Source organism: Rhizobium sp. IY2, from assembly GCF_047532935.1.
Lineage (GTDB): Bacteria > Pseudomonadota > Alphaproteobacteria > Rhizobiales > Rhizobiaceae > Rhizobium > Rhizobium anhuiense.
On the sequence record NZ_JBLKNU010000002.1, the window covers coordinates 1,033,803 to 1,052,657 of the forward strand.

Below are 18,855 nucleotides of genomic sequence, written 5' to 3' on the forward strand. Positions count from 1 at the left end.
GTTTTCAAGCCGTTTGCCGCGTGGCGGCTTCGGCCGTCATCCACTCTGAGCGCTCGGCGCCTTGCAATTCTTCGATCGCGTCGGTGGCGAAGCTCGGCACGACGCCGGTCCACAGCAGTGCGCCATCGGAATTGGAATGGCCGTCGCCCTCGAGTTTGTAGATGCTTTCGACGATATACTGGCCGTCATTGTTCAGGCCCTTGATCTCGGAAATCTCGATCACCCGGCGCCTTCCGGTGCGCTTGAAGCGGGCGATCTGCACGACGACGTCGACCGCCGAGGCGATCTGGGCGCGCAACGGCCGCAGCGGCATGTCGATATCCGACATCAGCGCCAGCGTTTCCAGCCGGTGCAGGGCATCGTAGGGCGTGTTCGCATGCACTGTCGAAAGGCTGCCGCTGTGCCCCGAAGTCATTGCCTGGATCATATCGAGGGCCTCGCCGCCACGGCATTCGCCGACGATGATGCGATCGGGCCGCATGCGCAGCGACGAGCGGAACAGGTCGCGGATGCTGGCGCCGCCGCGGCCGAAACGGTCAGGCTTCGTCACTTCGAGATAGACCACGTGCTCCTTGCGGATCTGCAGTTCCGAGGTGTCCTCGATGACGATGATGCGTTCGTGGTCGGCAAAGGCTTCCGACAGCGCGTTCAGCATCGTCGTCTTGCCGGTGCCGGTGCCGCCGGAGATGATGACGTTCTTCTGCAGCCCGACGGCCGCCTGCAGCAGCGACAGCGACTCCTCGGTCAGGCTGCCCTGTGTGACGAGATCGCGGATGCTGCGATGTTCTTTCAGAAAGCGGCGGATGGAGATGCAGAGCCCGGTGCGGGCCGCCGGCGGCTGGATCATCTGGACGCGTGAACCATCCGGCAGGCGGGCCTCCACGCTCGGCTCCTCCGGCGTCAGCCGCTTGCCGGAGAATTGCGCGATGCTGCGCGCGGCCGATTCCAGGTCCTCGCGACTGGCGAAACGCGTATCGGCGCGTTCGAGCTTGCCTCGCCTTTCGACGAAGATGTCGGATGTCCCGTTGATCAGGATTTCGGAAACGCTCGGATCCTCGAGGAGAAAACGGATCGGCCCGAGCAGCTTGTCCAGCGCCCGGGTCAGAACCTGGAAGGTTGCCTGTTCGGCAGCGTCGTCGGAAACGGCTTTCATCAGAGCGGCATCCCGACCAGAACCGTGCTCATGCCGAAGAGTGTCGCCATCATCTGAACGGCGGTCGGAAAGAACATCATCAGTGGAATGAGGACCAATCCAAGTATCAAGATGCTGCTCATCGTTTCCATCGTTTTCTCTCCGGATCGACTGGCGGACCATGTCCACCATTTGAGGAAAGCTTAATCCAGATCCTCAAATAACACCATGGTTGGGCTCGACGAAGACGGCCGCTATGAGTGAAGCGCGCCACTTCTTCTATCGCTTTGAAAGAATTGACCAATTATGGAGCAGTAGACGAGGTGCCGCAACAGCGCCAAAAACTTCATCTCGGCAGGTAAAACTGCAGACGGTTCAAACGGTTAGTTGAAAAACTCCGCCGTCAACTGCGGCTTTGCCGGCGACGTCTCCAAGTCAATTGGAACCCTTCGTTTCGTTTGCTTGACGGAGGGCTGGCCTTGGGCGCACTCTTGGGTCTTAATGGTGTTGCTCAACAAGCGTTGGCCGCTGGGGAAGATAAGCTGAAGCAGAAAATATCATTGGAACGAGCAACGTGCTGGTTCGGATCGATAGCGTATGCTTGCTTCATCTTCGCCAAGGTCTTCGATCCGAAACAAACCTAGGAACGAGGAATACGCAGATGTTTGGAAAACTCAAGACTATCGCAATTGCACTTCACAAGGACGAGCGCGGCGACATGGCCCAGATCGTCCTGGCCGTCGCTTTGATCGTCATTCCGCTGATGCTGCTTTTGCTCGCATTCGGCAAACAGATCGGCGAATGGTTCAACGAAAAGAACACGGCTCTCTCCGACGCTGAGAGAATTCCCGAGCCGGGTCAATAAGCGGATCAGTGTCATGGACATGACCTACGATCTGACCCTGATGCCTGCAGCGGCGGCTCTTGCCGTCGCCTGCACCATGACCGCGGCGGTGCTCGACCATCGCCACGGTCATATCCCGAACGCCGTCACCTATCCCTGCCTGCTTGGCGGGTTCATGCTGGCAGCGCTCAGTGGCGGTCTGACCGGGATCGGCCTGGCCTTTGCCGGGCTCCTCGCAGCCGGCCTGATCTTTTTCATCGCCTTCGCAGCCGGAAGCTGCGGCGGCGGCGATGTCAAGCTGATGGCGGCGCTCGGCGCCATTCTCGGCCTGTGGCCCGCCATCGACGTGACCCTCGCATCGCTTATGATCGGCGGCGTGATCGCCGTTTTCTCGATGGCGCGGCGTGTTCAGTGGAGCGTGCTGGCCCGAACTGTCGGACTGTTTGCGCTGCTCCTGCCCGCCGGTTTCCGCGATGCCGCTTCGGTGCTGAAGCCGCGCGAAACCCATCATACCGTCCGCTTCGGCGTTGCCGCTGCGCTCGGACTTCTCTGGTGCCTTTTCATGCCCGATTTCACCCCTCTCTCACTCGTGAGGTAACGGCAATGCGCGCGGAACTCGAACGCCCCATCTTCGACGGTGCTTTCTGGAGTTCGATCCTGCACTCACGGACCTTCTGGATCCCTGAGGATCACGGCGCGCTCTTCGGCACCTTCGCGATCGCCATGATCTTGCTTGCCTCGATGCTGCTGCTGCCGCGGCTTTCCGCCCGCCGGCGCCGGATATCCGAGCTGCACGGCGATACATCAGGCAGCACGACAATGATGGATTTCGTGCTCGTCACGCCGGTCTTCGTCTTCTTCATGTTCGTGGTCTTCCAGTTCACGATCCTGGCTAAAAACCACCTCTTCACCCATTACGCCGCCTATGCGGCGGCGCGCAGCGCCCGCGTCTATTTCTGCCCGGCCCTGCCGATCACCATCCGAAGCTTGATCGACGCCAAGACCTGCGACGACGATGCCGCCGCCGGCAAGGCCGATCTTGCCGCCCGCCTGGCGCTGATCCCGGCCGCTCCCTACGACCAGCTGAAATGCGTCGGCGCCTGCCAGCCGCCGGAAGACGCACTGAAAAGCCTCGCCGACGCCTCGGGCCTTTCGAAGAACTGGCGCGCGATGCGCAACCAGGCCCGTTATATGTTCGATCCGCAGAACGTCACCGTGACTGTCGACCGTGCGCCGATGGCGCTTTATGCCGCCATCAATCGCTCGCCGCACGTGCCGGTGACCGCCAAGGTGGAAGCGCGTTTCCTGCTGCTCGAATATGCCGGCTGGGTCTTTGCCCGCGGCCAAAGGAAGGACGGCCGCTACTACACGATTTCGACGGCGGAGGTGAACTTGCTATGACACCGACCTTCATCAAACGTCTGCACCGCGACGAACGCGGCTTCCTCTCGCCGATCATTCTCTACATGACGATCGCGCTCGCTTTGATGATCGTCTGGATCCTGAACACCGGACAGATGATCTACGACAAGCAGCGCACGCAGGATACGGCCGACGCCGCCGCCCTCGTCCACGCCGACTGGGAAGCGCGCTATCTCAACATCATGGCGATGAACAACGTCGCCTCGTCGCAGGCAACCGTCGTCATGGCGACCTCGGTCGCCTTCCAACTTACGACGGCGGAACTGGCCCTGCGCTCGGGTGTCATTCTGGCGAAACTCGCCGAATATTCCTTCACGGAAGGCTTTGGGCCGGCATCCCTGCTGCCGCCGCTTCCGCCGATGCCCTATTGCCCCGGCTGGCAAAAGGTGCCGATCGTCGGCGGCATAATCTACGGCGCTTGCTTGGCGTTCCAGGGATTCCGGGCGACGGAAGCCACCAAGGCGATTGCCTATACGGTGGCGGCGCAAGTCAAATACGATCCCTGGGGTCTTATCAACAAGTCCAGTGACATCATCGATGCGATGAACGATCTGAACGACTACCTCGTCGAAAGCTTTCCGCAGCGCGTCGGCAACGAAGCCCTGCACCTCGTGCGCCTCAACAAGTCGGATCACGTCGTCTTCCATCCCCCGTGCGAATCCTGCGGCCAGGCCGGAGAAGGTGCCGGCGGCAACCTGCCGGTGGACCGTGATGGCGTCAATCCCGCCGCGGCCTATACCGAAATGTGCCTTGCCATGTCCTATGGGACTCAGGGACAGGATCCGCTCCTCATGCGCGGCGAGTTCGCCAATCGTGGCTTCCCCAACGGCAAGGGTCCGCTGACGGCAGGCGGGGTCGACGGCAGCCATATTCGCGACTGGGTCAACCACGAGAGCGGCATCGACGATCAACTGGTGGAATTCTACATCTTTTATGAAGCCTTCGGCCCGGCTTACCTGAGCAAGGTTCCGTTCAAGGCGATTGTCGAGCAATATGCCGGCGACCTCGGCTTTTGGGAAGAATTGGCGCTCGATGTCAGTTTCTGGCTGGCAGACAAGGTCTTCGGCGTCGGCTTCGGCATCACCAACCCCTTCCAGCTGCCGATCGACGTGCCGCCGCGTTATTCGGATGCGCAGACAAAGGACGAGAACGACTTCACCCGCAAGTTCGACATGATCTGGAACCAGGTCTGCGGCCCGGCGGGCGGTGCGATCTCCGTGGCGGGCGCTAGTCTGCCCGTCGTCTCCTTCCCGAAGCCCTATTGGCTGAAGGGACGCATACCCTTCAACTTCACGCCCTTCGGGGGCGACCAGCTCACCGACTACCAGACGCTGGCGGTCGTTTCGCGCGCACCGCGCGCCCGGCTGCAGGTCCGCATCTTCAAGGACAAGACGCCATCCGCCTATGCCTTGGCGCAGAGCTGGGTCCACAATTACACGGCCTTCGACCTCTATACCCAGGACTGGCTCGCATCGCTGGCTCCCGCCACGCTTGCCGACGATATGGGCGAGGTCTCGAACACCATCAAGCAGAGCCCGGCCGCCGACAGTTTCACCGGCCTGACGCGCGTCTTCGATCAGGGAGGAGCCAATGCCTGGGCTGCCGTCAACACACACTGAGCCAATGGGCGGTCCTCCGGGCCGCGGGCTGCTGATGCGGCTGCACCGCGACAGTCGCGGGCTTGCCTCGATTGAATTCGTGCTCGCCGCGCCGGTCATCCTGCTGATCGTGATTTTCGTGATCCACGCGAACAGGATTTCCACCAAGAAGGTCGGGACCATGCTCGCCATGCGCAACTCCGCCTTCGCCGAGGCGAATGGGCTCACCTGCACCTCCGACTTCTCGAACGTCTTCCCGATCCCGGCCTTGCCGGCCCTGCCCGGCCGCGACGCCATGAACTGCTCGCGCACCCCGTCGCATGAAGGCGACGGCGAACCGCAACGCACCTTTGTCTGGGACGACGTGCAAAATACCCTGAAGAGCGACGGTCGCGACTTCGGCGATATGGTCGGCGACCTCGCCAATGAAAAGCCGCAGCTGGTCACCGCGACCGCCGACCGGGTCTACAAGTTCAGGGATTCCGACGATCTCGATACGATCAGGAGCATCCGCTGGAAGGATACGTTCACGGTGGATGACTCGACGCTGTTTGCCTCGCACAACAACGATACCACGCGCCGCGGCTACGATCCGACGCTGCGCCGGGAAATCCGCGATGTGGCCGACGATTCCGGCGATCTCTTCGACGGCGTCTTTCCGGGAGCGAAATGAGATGGGACAGGGCTCGCGCATCTCCTTCCGTTTTGCCGGCCATCTCACGAGTTTGGCGCTGGTCATCAGCCTCGCCACCGTGGTGGCCACGCCGGGCCGTGCCGAGATCTACAAGGATTTCAGGGTGACGCTGAATTCGATGTTGGCCGGCATTCTCGGCGCGCCGGAACGTTCGCCGCGCGATCTCGCCATCAACGGCCAGCCGCTAGAATTCACGCCCTACCAGAGCGACCGCAGCATTTCCGATATCACCGACGAGTGGCTGCGGGTGCTGGCCGTCAATACAAGACCTGCCCTGCCGAAGAGCAATGACAGGCAAGAGCTGACCGCCGTCATCGCCGCCAACATGCTGATCGTCCCGAAGGTAAGCCGCATCCGCGATGACCTCGCCGTGGTGGTGCGCTTCTTCGACGGCGACGGCGAGGCCGCCCTCGATTATCTCAGGCGGCAGGATCCGGCCAATCCTTCGGCAAGAGCGGCGATCCCGGGCGTCTCGATCATGATCCGCCGTCCCGCCGATGCGCCGATGACCGAGGTGCTGATGAGCCGCTTCGAGGATGTCGCCTCGACGCTGCCGGCCTTTGCGGCGCCTGCCGATGTCAGCAAGCTGCCGATGTCGCTGCGTCCGCCGGCCGGCGTCGAGGTGCTGAGCGATATCGGCGATCGCGACAAGGGCCACACCTCGCGCACGGTCGTGTCGAAAGGCACCATTTCGGCCTCGCGCTGGTCGGATCAGCGCGCCGATCTTCTTTCCCGCGACGGCTTCACCATCGAGACGCCGCCGGCTGAGCGCGGCGGGGTCACCGCCCTTTACGGCCGGCGCGGCAGCGTCGAGGCCAATGTCTTGTACACGCGCAGCAAAACCGACGGCAGGACCGTCGAGGTCATTCAAATCCGGCAACCCTTCGTCGAAGGAATAACACCATGAACTGGAAGCTCATTGCGGCCGTCATCGTCGGGCTCATCACCGGCGTTCTGCTTTACTTCTGGACCGAGAGCGTCAAGAACGAGCAGGTGGCCTATGCCTTCATGCGGCTCCAGCCAGACCGGAAGGTGACGCGAGGCCAGGCGATCACGCCCGATATGCTCGCCGAACCGGTGATGCTGCCGGAAAGTTTCGGGGCGCTTGCCAAACTCGCGGTTCCCGCTGCCAGCGCCTACCAGGAATGGCTGAAGGACAGGACGGCTGCGAGCGACATTCCGGCCGGCTCGGTGCTGCTCTTCCAGTATTTCGACGATACCGATGGCGGGCGCCTGACGACGATGATTGCGCCCGGCAAGCGGGCGCTGACCCTTCCCGTCAACGCTGCCGCGGCCGTCGGCCATTTCGTCGAGCCGGGCAGCTATGTCGATATCCTCGGCACGGTCGACGAACCGGTCGAGCCGGTGGCGCCCGCCGCCGCGACCCAGCCCGGAACACCTGGCCAGACGCCTGCCGTTCCGGGCCAGCAGCCTGCCGCGACCGGGCAACCGCCGGCTCCGGCCCAGCCGCCGTCGCCGGTCGAGCAGATGCTGAAGAACTACCTCACCCAGTATCCGGGCGCCGACGAGAACGATGTCAACGCCTACCGCAAGCAGGCGCAGGATTACAAGCTCGGCATCAGCTCACGCACCCGCGTCGTCACCCGCACCTTCCTGCAGAACGTCAAGGTTCTGGCCGTCGGTGCGGCGACGACCCCGGAGGGTGCGGTGACCAAGGCCAACAGCACTTACAACAATGTGACCGTCGAAGTGACGCCGTCGGAAGCCGAGATGCTGATCTTCGCCATGGGCCAGTCGAACGGCAGCCTCAATCTCGTCCTGCGCAATCCGACCGACAATACCGTCGAGGACCTGCCGAGCATCAACTGGACGCGCATGTGACCGTCACGGGGGAATGAGCCATGCTGTTGAAGATTTCCTATGAGGACGGCAGCGGTCGGGAGGTGATCCCGCTCTCGGCGAATGAGACCTATTTTGTCGGCGAAAGCAGCACGCTGACGCTGCCGGCCGGTGCGGGCGTCGTGCGGTTGCGCGGCAGTCATGTCTCCTCGCCGCAATTCGTGCTGCGGAAATCGGGCCAGGGCTGGTCGGTGCAGCATCATGGGCGCAACCCGACGCGCGTCGACGACCAGCCGCTTCGGGCCGGCACGCCGGTCGCGGTCTCGGCCGGCATGTCGATCTGGGTGCCGAACGTCACGATCGAACTCGTCGAGCCGGTGGCAGCGCCTGAGGCGGTCACGCAGTTTCCGGACCAGGAACGGGTGCTGGCGCTGCAGATGGAGATACATGAGCGACTGCTAAAAGACACGCAGTATGACCGGCTGGTGAAATCTTCCGATTTCGGCCGCGAGGAGACGCGCGGCCGCATCCGCGAGCGTCTCGACATGTTCATCAAGGAGGCGCTCGACAGCGCGCCGCAGGATCTTGTCATCCTGGTCATCAAGAACGCCGTCTATCGATGGCTGGCAAAACGCATCGCCCGGACCGGCCGGCGCGACGCCTCGTCGAATGCCGCAAGCCTGGCGCGCGAGGAACAGGACAACCGCCGCCTGTTCGACGTCGGCAAGGCGCTGATCTCGGCGCTGCAGCTGAAGCTGAACTTCGAATCCACCCGCGCGGACTTCGCCCAGCTCGATACCCGTTTCAGCGCCGCCTTCCAGGCCCGGCAGGCGCTTTTCAATGCCGGCGACCGCTACGAGATCGCCCATATGCACCTGCGCTCCAATATCGAGGAGCTGATGTATCGCTGGGGGACGATCTCGGAGCTGATGGATCTCGACGTCATCTCGGAAATCATGGTGACGCGCTACGACGAGATCTATGTCGAAAAATTCGGCCTGCTGGAGCGCTACCCCTTCGCCTTTGCCAATGAGCGGCAGCTGATGAAGGTGATCGAGCGCATCGCCGTCGATTCCAACCGCTCGATCAACGAGAGCGAGGCGATGGCCGACTTCCGCATGCCGGACGGTTCGCGCGTCAACGCCGTCATTCCGCCGCTTGCGGTCAAGGGCGCCTGCCTGACCATCCGCAAATTCGGCGGCAAGTCGCGGCTCGACATTAGCAAGCTGGTCACGGCAGGTGCGCTCAGCGAGCCGATGCGCGCCTTCCTCGAGGCGGCCGTCCGCGCCCGCAAGAACATCGTCGTCTCGGGCGGCACCGGCTCCGGCAAGACGACGCTGTTGAACAGCCTGTCGCAGTTCATCCCGGTCGGCGAGCGCGTCGTGGCGGTCGAGGACACGTCGGAACTGCAGCTCGACGGCATCCATGTCGTTTACCTGCAATCGCGGCCGAAGACGGCGGAATCCGAGACCAGCGTCACCATCCGCGACCTGGTGCGCAACGCGCTGCGCATGCGGCCCGACCGCATCATCGTCGGCGAGTGCCGCGGTGCCGAGGCAATCGACATGCTGCAGGCGATGAACACCGGCCATGCTGGCTCGATGACGACGGCGCATGCCAATACGCCGCAGGACATGATGACCCGGCTGGAGGTGATGGTGCTGCAGGGCCAGAGCTCGCTGCCGGTCATGGCGATCCGCCAGCAGATCGTCGCCGCCGTCGAACTCGTCGTGCAGCTCAACCGTCTGGAGAGCGGCCGGCGCGCCGTCACCGAGATATCCGAGGTGATCGGCATCGATCCGGATACCGGTCTTGTCATCGTCGAGCCGATCTTCCATCTCGTCGGCCGCGCCGGCGGCCAGGCAGTGCATGCCTTCACCGGTTACCTGCCGAGCTTCGTCGCCGAGCTCGTCGAGTTCAACGACGACGGCGAAATCGAAAAATTGGACATGTTCGTTTGAGGGGGAAACCATGAATATCAGCATTCTGCAGATCTTTACGGTCGCCCTCGGCGCAGTGACGGCGGGACTGCTCGTCTGGGGCGCGCCGGTGCGCTGGCCGGCGCCGCTGTTGCGCGCCACCGAACGCGACATCGCGCTCGCCAGCGAGGCGGCCCAGGTCTTCGGGCGCGATGCCGTTCCGCCCTATACGATGATCCTCGCCTACGGCATCACGGCAATCCTCGTCTTCGTGGTGATCTCGCTGATCTTCGGGCCGATCGCCGGCATCGTCATCGCCATCCCGGTCGCCTTCTTCTTGCCCAAGGCGATCATCCGCTATTTCCTGCAGCGCCGCTGGCTGCAGATCGAATCGCAGCTTCCCTATGCCGTCGACCAGATCGTCTCGGCAGTGCGCACCGGCAAGCCGCTTGCCATCGCCGTCAATGCGGTGGCCGATACCGGCCAGATGCCGGCCTCACGCGAGTTCGAGCGCATCGCCCGCGAACAGAAGCTCGGCATCGGCTTGGTCGAGGCGCTCGACCGCCACGGCCGCAACGTGCCGAGCCTGCACTTCAAGATGGTCGATGCGGCCCTCGGCCTCTTTGCCCGCCAGGGCGGCGACATTTCCGAGCCGCTGACGGAAATGTCGAAATCCTTCAAGGAGATCTGGAAGCTCGACCAGAAGATTACCACCTCGTCGTCGCAGGCGCGCATGAATTTCCGCGTCGTCAACGGCGGCGCGCTGTTCATGATCCTGATGATCTTTTTCGGCCAGCCGGAACTGATCGACAAGGTGTTCGGCAACGCCATCGGCATCGTCATCGCGATCGTCGGCGCCATTCTCTATGCCACCGGCTTCTTCTGGATGCGCTCGATGATGAAGGTGTCGGTATGATGTCTCACATACCCCTCGCCCCGATCGCCGTCGTCTTTGCCGGCATCACCGCCGCCCTCTTCGTTTGGTGGATCGGCGATCTGCTCGGCAGCATCCAGGTGGTGCGCCGGTCCGCGGGCGGCGATGGTCCGCCGCCGAATATCGTCGACAGCATCGGCATGCGCACGCCAGTCGAATTCGTGCTGACCCATTTCGAGCCGCTGCTGGCCGATTACGGCGCTCAGCTCGAGCAGAAGCTGATCTATGGCGGCCGGCCCTTCGGCGGCGTGACGGGGCGGGAATATATCGCCCTTCTCGTGGTTCTCAGTCTCTTCGGCTTCGTCCTGCTCGGCGTGCTGTTCGGCATTGCCAGCGGCAGCGTGATCGGCGGGCTGGTGGCCGGGCTGATCCTCGGCCTGATCCCCGCCATCTATTTCTGGGTCGTCGCCGACGACAAGATGCAGGACCGCAAGGAGCGCATCTCACGCGAATTTCCCTATTTTCTCGATCTCGTCGTCATGACGCAGCAGGCGCAGGCGACGCTGCCGGAAAGCCTGAGGCTTTATGCCGAGGCCGCACCCGGCACCGTCATGAGCGAGGAGATCGAACAGACGCTGAAGGACGTCGCGCTCGGCACCGGCATGGTCGAGGCCCTGCAGCGGCTGGAGCGCCGCATGACCGCCGAGGAGGTCGTGCGCGTCATCCGTGCGGTGATTCAGGGCGAAGTCGAGGGCAGCAACCGCGTCGAGCTGCTGCGCGAACATGCGCGCGACCTGCGCTTCCGCCGCTGGGAAAAGGCCGACAGGGCCAGTGAAAAGCTGAAGGCCAAGATCGTCATGCCGGCGATGATGATCGTCGTGTCGATCCTTCTTCTGGTGCTGGCGCCGGCAATCGTCGAGATGATGTCGAGTGGGATGTTCTGATCATGGCCTTTTCCTTCTTTCGCGGAAACAAACCAAGCCTGCTGCAGACCGGGCCCGGCGGCCAGAGCCGCAGCCATGTGCTCGACCGGCCGGAAATGTCGATCGGTCGAGCTTCCAACGCCGATATCGTCGTCGACGATCCGTTCCTGGCGCCGATCCATGCGCGCATCGAGCGCCAGAGCGACGGCGGCTTCATCATTCGCCGCATGGGGCTGAACCCGATCATGCTGCGCGGCGAAGCGCTGCTGCAGACGGCCTCGCTGAAAGCTGGCGACAGCTTCCGTCTCGGCAAGGACGTCGAATTCCAGTTCGTCGTCAAAGCCGCCGCCAAGGAGGCGCCGAAGAAGGAGGCCTCCAAGGCCGGTGACGACAAGCCGAAGAAATCGCTGCTCAAGCAGCCGGCCTTCCTCGCCGGCATGGGGGTCGCCTATCTCGCCATCGTCGGCATCATCGGCTACGTCATCCTGTCCGACAGCGGCAGCGCGGACGGCGGCCCGACGGCGGAACGCATCAACGCGGAAGCCGCCCGCATCCCCACATGCATCAAGAATGCCCGGCGCATGCGCCAGGTTTCCGAGCAAAGCTTCAACGGCGCCGTCGGCGGCCGCGTCGGCAGGGATGGCGACGCAACCTATGCCGCCCTTTCGTTGAGCGCCGAACCATCCGACGATGCGGCGCTGGCAAAGGCCGCCGAACCGATCGTCGAGGCCTACAAGCGCACGGCGCTCGCCGCTCTCGCCTCGGAAACCCGCGGCAACAATACGCTGGCGCAGAGCCTCTACCAGCAGACCTACGATCTCGTGCCCGACGTCAACTGCTCGGCTGCACGTTTCGCGCTGCAGCGCCGCGCCGCCACGAAGCCGGTCGCCCGCCGCTGACAGCGGTCCCGCAGCGCTGTTTGCTGACGTTCAAGCCGGGGGACGATATCAAGGACTTGCCGGAATGCGGGCGATGACCTTGATCTCGAAATCGAAACCGGCGAGCCAGTTCACCCCGAGCGCCGTCCAATTCGGATAGGGTGGCTTGCTGAAGATCTCCTGCTTGACCGCCATGATCGTTCCGAACTGGTTCTCCGGGTCGGTGTGGAAGGTGGTGACGTCAACGATGTCATCCAGCGTGCAGCCGGCGGCGCTCAGCGTCGCCTTCAGGTTTTCAAAGGCCAGCCGCACCTGACGTTCGAAATCGGGTTCGGCTGTTCCATCCGAACGGCTGCCGACCTGCCCTGATACAAACAGCAGATCACCGGATCGGATGGCGGCGGAATAGCCGTGCTCCTCGTAAAGAGCGTGCCTTTCGGCAGGAAAGATTGCTTCGCGTTGGGTCATTCTGATCTCTCTTGATGTTGGCAAAGACCGGTGAGCGCGGGGAATGCTTCACAAGCGTGCTCGATTTGATATACGGTACGTATGTGAAATAACTGGCATACGCATCGTATGTCAAGTTAATATACGCTTCGTATGTGAATTGAGGGGTCGAATGGCGAAAACACGCAATGAAACGATGCAGGAAAACCGCGCCAAGCTGATCGCGGCGGCGCGAAAGGCTTTCGCCGAAAAGGGCTACGCCGCAGCGTCGATGGACGAGTTGACGGCTGACGCCGGCCTGACACGCGGCGCGCTTTACCACAACTTCGGAGACAAGCGCGGGCTGCTGGCGGCGGTCGTCGATCAGATCGACACGGAGATGGCGGCGCGCGCTCAACAGATCGGGTCTCGGGCGGGTGACGACTGGCAGGGCCTACTCGCCGAGGGCGCGGCCTATATCGAGATGGCGCTCAATCCGGAAGTCCAGCGCATCGTTCTGCTCGACGGACCAGCGGTGCTGGGTGATCCCTCGCAATGGCCCAGCCAGAACAATTGTCTACAGGTGACCAAGAGCACGGTGGAGCGCCTGACCGCACAAGGCATCCTCAAGCCGCTCGACGCCGAGGCGGCTGCCCGATTGCTGAGCGGCGCGGCTCTCAATGCCGCCCTCTGGATCGCCGCCAGCGACGACCCCCAGAGCGTGCTGCCGAAGGCGGTCGAGGCCTTTCATGCCTTGGCGGCAGGTCTGCTTTTGGAGCGTTCGTGATCGTCGTGAGAGGTTCTCTCGCCAAACAGAAAGCCCATGGCGTAGCGGACGCAACTTATCGAGCGCGACGAGTCCGTGTGGCCATCGTTTTGTCAACGAGACGAGCGGTCAGATAAGCGAAACACAGGACCACGCTGAGAAACACTGAGAATGCGAGAGGGCCATTCAATCCCATCGACGCCGCAACCGGCTTGAAAACGCCGATCGCCCCGCGGTGCAAGATGTAGACAGGATAGGAAATATAGCCAATCCACGTCGCCAACGCCTCGGCTTTTGCGGGCATCTCCAGAAAGAGGCCGAGCATCACGATGAGCGGGGCCAAGGCCATCGCGAACATCAAGTCGTAGTAAGGCCGCAACACGACAGGAACCGGCGCCGCAATGCAAATCATCAGAAGAAGGCATGGCACAATGGCGACCCAACCCTTCCTCCAGGCGGGCATGCCGCCGAAGAGGCGGCTTATCACCACCCCTGCCGTAAACGAAAACATCACCCTTGGCAGTCCACCGACCGCTGAGGGCCACTCCCAGCCGATATTCAACATGCCGTATTTAAGACCGACAAAACCCAAAAATGCAGCCGAGACCAATGCAACGCCGCAGAGCGCGCGGACAGAGAGCCGAAAAAGCCACAGGGCGAAGACTATATTGACCAACAGCTCCCAGAACATCGACCATGCTGGGCCGTTGATGGGGAACATTCCTTGCATCGGGTTCGCTTGAAGGAAATACATCGGGCTGGGCAGAAAGAACGTGTTCGCAATCGTCGACACCAGCAGGTCGATGACACTTTGATTTCTCAGCCCCCAGTTTGTTAGCAGAATGATCTGGACGAGGCCGACCACAATTCCGATGAAATAGAGCGGATAAAGGCGCTTGATGCGGGCCGCCAGAAACGACTGGAACAGCAGACCGCGCGAGAGCCGTTTTCCATAAATATCCGCGATAATAAATCCGCTGAGAACGAAGAAAAAATCGACTGCCAGATAGGCCGAAGGCGCATAGCTCTCCCGGAAATGTGTAGCGACAACACAGATAGCGGCAAATCCGCGCATTGCATCGAGCGTGTAGTAACGGCTGCGCTCGGCAATCGAGACTCCTAGGTCGTCCATCGCCGATGGCGAATAACCGCGGTCGAGGCTAGTCATCTTATGGATTATCCTATTGCGCGTTGCGTCTGAGGGGCGTTCGGATGCGGTGGATGAGAACGTCACCAAAGCGACGTTCTGATAATTTCAGATGACAGCTTGAGCACCAGATCCCTCAAATCGCGACACAGGTCTATGCGGGTATGGCCTGGAAATCATGCAGGGTTGGCAACCGCACCCCTGTTACTCTTGCGCTGCCGTGCCTGCTTTATACTGCCGATCAAGACATTTAAACGAGCTCTGCACAGAACGAATATCAGACCGCAGTAAGCCATGCCGCCTGCCAGGATTTCCACGGCCAAGCGTGGATACGGGGACCAATGAATGAGCAATTCATGGAGGAGGAAAATGACTGCAACCATTCCTGCAGAGGCCATGGTAGGCCGCAGGAATTGCGCCAGATATGCCGGGATACTCAGCTCTATATGCTGCGAAACCTTCCAGCTGGTGATCGGCCAAAACAACAGAACTTCGATCATGATGGCGAAAACGATTGTCGTGACGCCGTAGGGATAGAGAATTGCGATCGTCAGGAGTGTGAGGAGGTTTCGTGCCAGCTGGTAGTAAAACCACCAATCCATCTCTCCTTGGCTCTTGATCAAGGATGCCTGCACGTAGCCGATCCCAGCCATCAATCCTATGACGCAGTAGAACCGAACCGGCCAAACGGCCGCGATCCAATGTGCACCGAAAATTGTCGTGATCGCATCATCGGCGACGGCAGCAAGGCCTATGAAGACGGGGTAGGAAACCAGAGCGCAGCCAAACGTCGCCATGAGAAATGCTTCTCGCACTTTCTTCGGATCGGCCCGCAATGAAGAAAGCAAGACGTGCGTGACGGATGTTAAGCCCCCGGCGATGACGTTGTTGATCATATCGAACAAACGCTTGGAAAAATTATAGATCCCGAGCGCTGATGGGCTCAAGAGCACCCCGATGAGCAGGTTGTCCAAGCTCATTGTCTGTAAAAACCGAGTGCCGGATGCAAAAAACCCATAGTGAAGGAGCTCGTTGAGGCTTGCTCTTTTCAGGTGAAGCCCGGGCCGCCACCCGGCGCCCCAGAAAGCGGCGCCGCATGATGCCGCTGTGGCCGCGATCTGCGCAATCGCAAGCCCCCACAAGCCGAAACCCGCGAGAACCAAAACAAGGCAAATGCAGGCAGAAGTGATCGTCGCAATCACAGTGCGGACAGCTACCAGATGAAACGACATCTTCCGATTGACAATTGCATTCGGAACGACGGCCGTGAAGTCGAAGAAAACCTTCAATCCCATGATGTAAATCAGGGGTGTGATTTGCTCATGCCCCACATAGGCCGCGATTGGCGAAGCGGCGATACACAAAGCACCATAGATCAAAAATGAAAAAGCGAGCGAAAGCAGGAATATCGTATCCAGATGGCTGCGCCTGATTTCGGCTTTTTGGATGATCGCTTCGCCAAATGCCGTCGGTCCAAAGCTGCCGGCAAACGACACGATGCTGAAGGCCAGCGCAACAAGGCCGAAATCCTGAGGCTGGAGAACGCGAGACGTCACCACAAAGACTGCGAAGGTCAGGACTGTCGGGATAAGCGTGCTCAGCGCCGACCAGAAAGCACCCGTAACGGCTGCGGCGGATCGGTTCTCACTGACATGGCTGAACAGAATATCGTCGTCTCGTAAAACCGACAAAGTGAACTCCTACCGGGAATCAGACTATGGAGGGTTGAGGTATTAGATCTGGGGCCGGAACAGCGGGACTTGGATGCATGGGTTTACTCGACTTGTACCAAGTTCCTCCCAGCTCATACGGCAGGCGAGACATTGCTGCCAAAAGCTCACCGGCATTTGTCGCCTTCTCCACCAGAGGGCTATCGCCAGTCTGGCTACCGATGACGTCGTGCAGATTGCTTCCGTCAATCGCAACCGCGATATGCGGCTTATTCAGCAAAAGACAGAGAATATGACCGTGCAGATGGTTGGTGATGATCCGTTGTGCGCCGGAGAGGATCTTCACGCCGTAATCGACATATCGAGCCGCGACATCCTGACGATGCTGGGCGATCATCTCTGTGCGGCTAAAGCCATGCCGCAACGCCGACTTGACGACGCTCGACTTGCGCATGCGCGACAAACTGTTCGGACCGTTGATCCAATTGGTAAGAGGTCCGTCAACGATCGCTCGCGCTTTCGCTATATCGACTTCGTCCTCTCCGAGAGGCTGCATGACATATAATACCCGGAGAGGATCGGCTTCGAACGGTTTCAGCGCTCCCATGCCGAATGCCGTGTCCGGGCCGGCCTCGACATCACAATCGAAGTTGGCTTTCGCCAGCTCGAAACTCTGACGATCGCGCGTCATGCAAAAAAAATTGCGATGCCTTCCGATCGTACGTTTCGCATATTCCTTGAGGGACTCGTTTGCGAAATGGATCGTTTGCGGCATCTGGATGATCGTTCGATCCGGATATTTCCACATCAAACGGTAGCGAACATCATCCCTGCCCGCCTGCGCGTCGCCAAGGTCGGCCCCACCGCAAATGAATATTGGGGCGTCGCCTGGTGTTGTTTTTATCTCATCTATACTTTGCGTTGCGCTGCCCGTCAGCACCGGGAGGCGCCCCGTTACTTCGCGCAATACTATCGCCAATCCAAGCCAACTCGCGTGATGGCCAGGATCTTTATTTGATGGAAAGTTTATTAAAACGTAAGGCTGTCCCCGGCTTACAAATTTCCTTACTATTTCAATCAACTTTTCTTTTTGTCGTCGTATTACAACTTCGCCGAGGTGATGCATATACTCAACTTGTATTTTCAAAACTCAAACAGCAATTACAACCGCGATTCTGAAGAGTCAATTGGAGGATGAATTACTTTTAGGTCATAGTTAAGTGGGCAAATTGTCTCACTTCTTGGCCACCAGCGATCACGAGGTTCGAGCGTCGCGCCTGGGCTTGGCAAATGCCCGTGACGCGGGCGAGCGGCTCCTGAGGAATGGTCGTGGATGACGAAGTGTTGATCAGACGGGACCGTCGAAGATGGAGATCAGGGAGAGCGGCGCGGCTCTCAACGCTGCCCTCTGGGTCGCCGCGAGCGAAAACCCGCAGAGCGCGCAGCCGAAGGCGGTCGAGGCCTTTCATGCCTTGGCGGGAGGCCTGCTTTTGGAGCGTTTGTGATCTAATTCACAGTGATCGTTCGAAAAGAAGCTCATTGTCCTTTTCGCCGACGTGTTCCCAACCAGCCGCGCGATAAAATCTCTCGGCTCGGGTGTTTCGATCGGTGGTGAGCCAAGCGCGTCCGATTCCTGCAGACTTGAGACAGGCACAGGCTTCGGCCAGCAGGATCGAGCCGATCCCGTTTCTTTCAAATCCGGGAACCACAAAAAGCGCCCAAATGTTTCCGTTGCGTGGGTCGGCCGCAGAAAAGCCGACGACCTCGCCGTTCTCTTCCCAAACGGCCACTCCCGGATTGGCTACATACAAATCGTAATCATCATCGGTCACCTTTGTGGGGTCGCTCAATATGTTTTCGACGACTGAGGAACGGACAGCTTTCAGCGCCAAGAGGTCACTCGGAACCGCTTTTCGGAGCATGCAATGATCTCTCGATATGTTGCGAAGGCTTGCACAATGCCTCTTAGCGGCCATCGGTTCAATGACCGCTCTCAGTACAAAGCGGACGCGATCCGCTGACTGCTCTCGGCCCGAAGCGGTCATTGGGCGTCGCAGAAATTTAAATTTTCCGCGACACCGCATGGATGAGAAGATGCCGAATAGGCTCCCGATTCACAAATTCTGCCTCTACATGTTTTAGAACATGGCGCTGCCCTGCGAATGGCACCATTTCCCTCGCCTCGGCGAATGATACCCACTGAAATTCGCTGTGTTCGTCGTTGAGAAAAACTGGCTGCTCGGCATCCACAATGCCGACGAAGACGGGCAGCATGCTGATGGCATTGCGATCAGCCTCATAGAATTGCTCGCAGATATCTGCGGAATAGAGAAAGTCGCAGATCAGGCCCGTCTCTTCACGGACCTCTCGTAGCGCAGTTTCCCAGGCTTTCTCGCCGTCCTCGATGCCGCCGGCTACCTGGCACCACTCACCAATCAACGTGTGATTTCTGCGTAAAAGCAGCACCTCATGTCGAGCAGTTCTTTTGCGGATGACGACGACCGATACAGCAAAACAACGGATTGGAATTTCGATCATGAGCCTCTCCGCCAAGTGATCCGCTGGATCTGTCCGACGGCATAATAGGAAGTTCCGCAACGCGCACAACGTTCGCTATTGGCGCATTCCAGCCGAGGCCGGTCTTCCGCTCTCGTGAAGAGTTTCGGGCGCCGCCAGGCGTACGAAAGTCCCCGAGGAAGGAACCCGCGGACCACAGTCGGAGGCTATGGAGATTTTGATCTACGGCTGATATCTGCGGTGTG

Annotated in this window: 19 protein-coding genes and 1 pseudogene; 13 read left to right on the forward strand and 7 right to left on the reverse strand. The window is 60.5% G+C overall.

Annotation, left to right across the window (positions count from 1 at the left end):
• Positions 1-4 precede the first annotated feature (4 nt).
• Positions 5-1,324 (reverse strand): CpaF family protein, encoded by a 1,320-nt coding sequence (locus ACMUVN_RS13540; protein ID WP_414815165.1) that lies wholly within the window; start codon positions 1,322-1,324, stop codon positions 5-7.
• Between the two features lie 469 nt (positions 1,325-1,793).
• Between ACMUVN_RS13540 and ACMUVN_RS13545 the strand changes: the two genes are divergently transcribed.
• From ACMUVN_RS13545 to ACMUVN_RS13595, 11 genes are read left to right on the forward strand one after another with little or no spacing between them, the layout of a single operon-like run.
• Positions 1,794-1,997 carry a hypothetical protein gene (locus tag ACMUVN_RS13545; RefSeq protein WP_047611854.1) on the forward strand — a complete coding sequence of 68 codons (204 nt, stop codon included), beginning with the start codon at positions 1,794-1,796 and terminating at the stop codon, positions 1,995-1,997.
• Positions 1,998-2,010: 13 nt separating this feature from the next.
• Complete coding sequence (locus ACMUVN_RS13550) at positions 2,011-2,574, forward strand: prepilin peptidase (RefSeq protein ID WP_047611856.1); 564 nt, start codon at positions 2,011-2,013, stop codon at positions 2,572-2,574.
• 5 nt (positions 2,575-2,579) lie between these two features.
• The gene (locus ACMUVN_RS13555) at positions 2,580-3,377 is read left to right on the forward strand and encodes a TadE/TadG family type IV pilus assembly protein (RefSeq protein ID WP_063475689.1); all 798 of its coding nucleotides are present in this window, start codon (positions 2,580-2,582) and stop codon (positions 3,375-3,377) included.
• Positions 3,374-5,017, forward strand: coding sequence for a TadE/TadG family type IV pilus assembly protein (locus ACMUVN_RS13560; RefSeq protein WP_097622405.1), 1,644 nt, complete (start codon positions 3,374-3,376; stop codon positions 5,015-5,017). Before ACMUVN_RS13555 ends, ACMUVN_RS13560 begins: the two co-directional genes overlap by 4 nt.
• The gene (locus ACMUVN_RS13565) at positions 4,989-5,669 is read left to right on the forward strand and encodes a TadE/TadG family type IV pilus assembly protein (RefSeq protein ID WP_414815166.1); all 681 of its coding nucleotides are present in this window, start codon (positions 4,989-4,991) and stop codon (positions 5,667-5,669) included. Before ACMUVN_RS13560 ends, ACMUVN_RS13565 begins: the two co-directional genes overlap by 29 nt.
• 1 nt (position 5,670) lies before the next feature.
• Positions 5,671-6,597: a hypothetical protein gene (locus ACMUVN_RS13570; RefSeq protein WP_414815167.1), complete on the forward strand. Its 927-nt coding sequence runs from the start codon at positions 5,671-5,673 to the stop codon at positions 6,595-6,597.
• Positions 6,594-7,532, forward strand: coding sequence for a Flp pilus assembly protein CpaB (locus tag ACMUVN_RS13575; RefSeq protein WP_097630154.1), 939 nt, complete (start codon positions 6,594-6,596; stop codon positions 7,530-7,532). Before ACMUVN_RS13570 ends, ACMUVN_RS13575 begins: the two co-directional genes overlap by 4 nt.
• Positions 7,533-7,552: 20 nt before the next feature.
• Entirely contained in the window at positions 7,553-9,451 is a 1,899-nt protein-coding gene (locus ACMUVN_RS13580; RefSeq protein WP_029868317.1) for an ATPase, T2SS/T4P/T4SS family, read from the forward strand.
• 10 nt (positions 9,452-9,461) lie between these two features.
• Complete coding sequence (locus ACMUVN_RS13585) at positions 9,462-10,325, forward strand: type II secretion system F family protein (RefSeq protein WP_063475694.1); 864 nt, start codon at positions 9,462-9,464, stop codon at positions 10,323-10,325.
• Entirely contained in the window at positions 10,322-11,227 is a 906-nt protein-coding gene (locus tag ACMUVN_RS13590; protein WP_063475695.1) for a type II secretion system F family protein, read from the forward strand. The genes ACMUVN_RS13585 and ACMUVN_RS13590 overlap by 4 nt, the downstream gene beginning before the upstream one ends.
• 2 nt (positions 11,228-11,229) lie before the next feature.
• Positions 11,230-12,105 carry an FHA domain-containing protein gene (locus ACMUVN_RS13595; protein ID WP_029868313.1) on the forward strand — a complete coding sequence of 292 codons (876 nt, stop codon included), beginning with the start codon at positions 11,230-11,232 and terminating at the stop codon, positions 12,103-12,105.
• A 48-nt stretch (positions 12,106-12,153) separates the two neighbouring features.
• On the opposite strand, the gene ACMUVN_RS13600 is transcribed toward ACMUVN_RS13595, so the two are convergent.
• Positions 12,154-12,552 carry a RidA family protein gene (locus ACMUVN_RS13600; protein WP_029868312.1) on the reverse strand — a complete coding sequence of 133 codons (399 nt, stop codon included), beginning with the start codon at positions 12,550-12,552 and terminating at the stop codon, positions 12,154-12,156.
• A 151-nt stretch (positions 12,553-12,703) separates the two neighbouring features.
• Here ACMUVN_RS13600 and ACMUVN_RS13605 point away from each other — a divergent pair, with 151 nt between their 5' ends.
• On the forward strand, positions 12,704-13,297 hold the full coding sequence (locus ACMUVN_RS13605; protein ID WP_029868311.1) for a TetR/AcrR family transcriptional regulator: 594 nt from the start codon (positions 12,704-12,706) through the stop codon (positions 13,295-13,297).
• 55 nt (positions 13,298-13,352) lie between these two features.
• Here the strand turns inward: ACMUVN_RS13605 and ACMUVN_RS13610 are convergent, their stop codons facing one another.
• The 3 genes from ACMUVN_RS13610 to ACMUVN_RS13620 all read right to left on the reverse strand — a co-directional run bounded on the left by ACMUVN_RS13610 (position 13,353) and on the right by ACMUVN_RS13620 (position 17,219).
• Positions 13,353-14,444: an acyltransferase family protein gene (locus tag ACMUVN_RS13610; RefSeq protein ID WP_028758730.1), complete on the reverse strand. Its 1,092-nt coding sequence runs from the start codon at positions 14,442-14,444 to the stop codon at positions 13,353-13,355.
• Between the two features lie 155 nt (positions 14,445-14,599).
• On the reverse strand, positions 14,600-16,114 hold the full coding sequence (locus ACMUVN_RS13615) for a lipopolysaccharide biosynthesis protein (protein ID WP_028758729.1): 1,515 nt from the start codon (positions 16,112-16,114) through the stop codon (positions 14,600-14,602).
• Between the two features lie 19 nt (positions 16,115-16,133).
• On the reverse strand, positions 16,134-17,219 hold the full coding sequence (locus ACMUVN_RS13620) for a polysaccharide pyruvyl transferase family protein (RefSeq protein ID WP_028758728.1): 1,086 nt from the start codon (positions 17,217-17,219) through the stop codon (positions 16,134-16,136).
• Positions 17,220-17,475: 256 nt separating this feature from the next.
• Between ACMUVN_RS13620 and ACMUVN_RS13625 the strand changes: the two are divergent.
• A pseudogene (locus ACMUVN_RS13625) lies at positions 17,476-17,598 on the forward strand (TetR/AcrR family transcriptional regulator); the annotation flags it as partial.
• Between the two features lie 6 nt (positions 17,599-17,604).
• On the opposite strand, the gene ACMUVN_RS13630 reads toward ACMUVN_RS13625, so the two are convergent.
• Together ACMUVN_RS13630 and ACMUVN_RS13635 are read right to left on the reverse strand one after the other, a co-directional pair.
• Positions 17,605-17,985, reverse strand: a complete 381-nt coding sequence (locus ACMUVN_RS13630; RefSeq protein WP_244604740.1) for a GNAT family N-acetyltransferase — start codon at positions 17,983-17,985, stop codon at positions 17,605-17,607.
• A gap of 169 nt (positions 17,986-18,154) precedes the next feature.
• Positions 18,155-18,631, reverse strand: a complete 477-nt coding sequence (locus ACMUVN_RS13635) for an NUDIX hydrolase (protein ID WP_028758726.1) — start codon at positions 18,629-18,631, stop codon at positions 18,155-18,157.
• Between the last annotated feature and the right edge of the window lie 224 nt (positions 18,632-18,855).

Coding starts and splice junctions, on each gene's coding strand:
- ACMUVN_RS13540 (WP_414815165.1), bottom strand. CDS start 1,324: ATGGTGGACATGGTCCGCCAGTCGATCCGGAGAGAAAACGATGGAAAC.
- ACMUVN_RS13545 (WP_047611854.1), top strand. CDS start 1,794: ATGTTTGGAAAACTCAAGACTATCGCAATTGCACTTCACAAGGACGAG.
- ACMUVN_RS13550 (WP_047611856.1), top strand. CDS start 2,011: ATGGACATGACCTACGATCTGACCCTGATGCCTGCAGCGGCGGCTCTT.
- ACMUVN_RS13555 (WP_063475689.1), top strand. CDS start 2,580: ATGCGCGCGGAACTCGAACGCCCCATCTTCGACGGTGCTTTCTGGAGT.
- ACMUVN_RS13560 (WP_097622405.1), top strand. CDS start 3,374: ATGACACCGACCTTCATCAAACGTCTGCACCGCGACGAACGCGGCTTC.
- ACMUVN_RS13565 (WP_414815166.1), top strand. CDS start 4,989: ATGCCTGGGCTGCCGTCAACACACACTGAGCCAATGGGCGGTCCTCCG.
- ACMUVN_RS13570 (WP_414815167.1), top strand. CDS start 5,671: ATGGGACAGGGCTCGCGCATCTCCTTCCGTTTTGCCGGCCATCTCACG.
- ACMUVN_RS13575 (WP_097630154.1), top strand. CDS start 6,594: ATGAACTGGAAGCTCATTGCGGCCGTCATCGTCGGGCTCATCACCGGC.
- ACMUVN_RS13580 (WP_029868317.1), top strand. CDS start 7,553: ATGCTGTTGAAGATTTCCTATGAGGACGGCAGCGGTCGGGAGGTGATC.
- ACMUVN_RS13585 (WP_063475694.1), top strand. CDS start 9,462: ATGAATATCAGCATTCTGCAGATCTTTACGGTCGCCCTCGGCGCAGTG.
- ACMUVN_RS13590 (WP_063475695.1), top strand. CDS start 10,322: ATGATGTCTCACATACCCCTCGCCCCGATCGCCGTCGTCTTTGCCGGC.
- ACMUVN_RS13595 (WP_029868313.1), top strand. CDS start 11,230: ATGGCCTTTTCCTTCTTTCGCGGAAACAAACCAAGCCTGCTGCAGACC.
- ACMUVN_RS13600 (WP_029868312.1), bottom strand. CDS start 12,552: ATGACCCAACGCGAAGCAATCTTTCCTGCCGAAAGGCACGCTCTTTAC.
- ACMUVN_RS13605 (WP_029868311.1), top strand. CDS start 12,704: ATGGCGAAAACACGCAATGAAACGATGCAGGAAAACCGCGCCAAGCTG.
- ACMUVN_RS13610 (WP_028758730.1), bottom strand. CDS start 14,444: ATGACTAGCCTCGACCGCGGTTATTCGCCATCGGCGATGGACGACCTA.
- ACMUVN_RS13620 (WP_028758728.1), bottom strand. CDS start 17,219: ATGCATCACCTCGGCGAAGTTGTAATACGACGACAAAAAGAAAAGTTG.
- ACMUVN_RS13635 (WP_028758726.1), bottom strand. CDS start 18,631: ATGATCGAAATTCCAATCCGTTGTTTTGCTGTATCGGTCGTCGTCATC.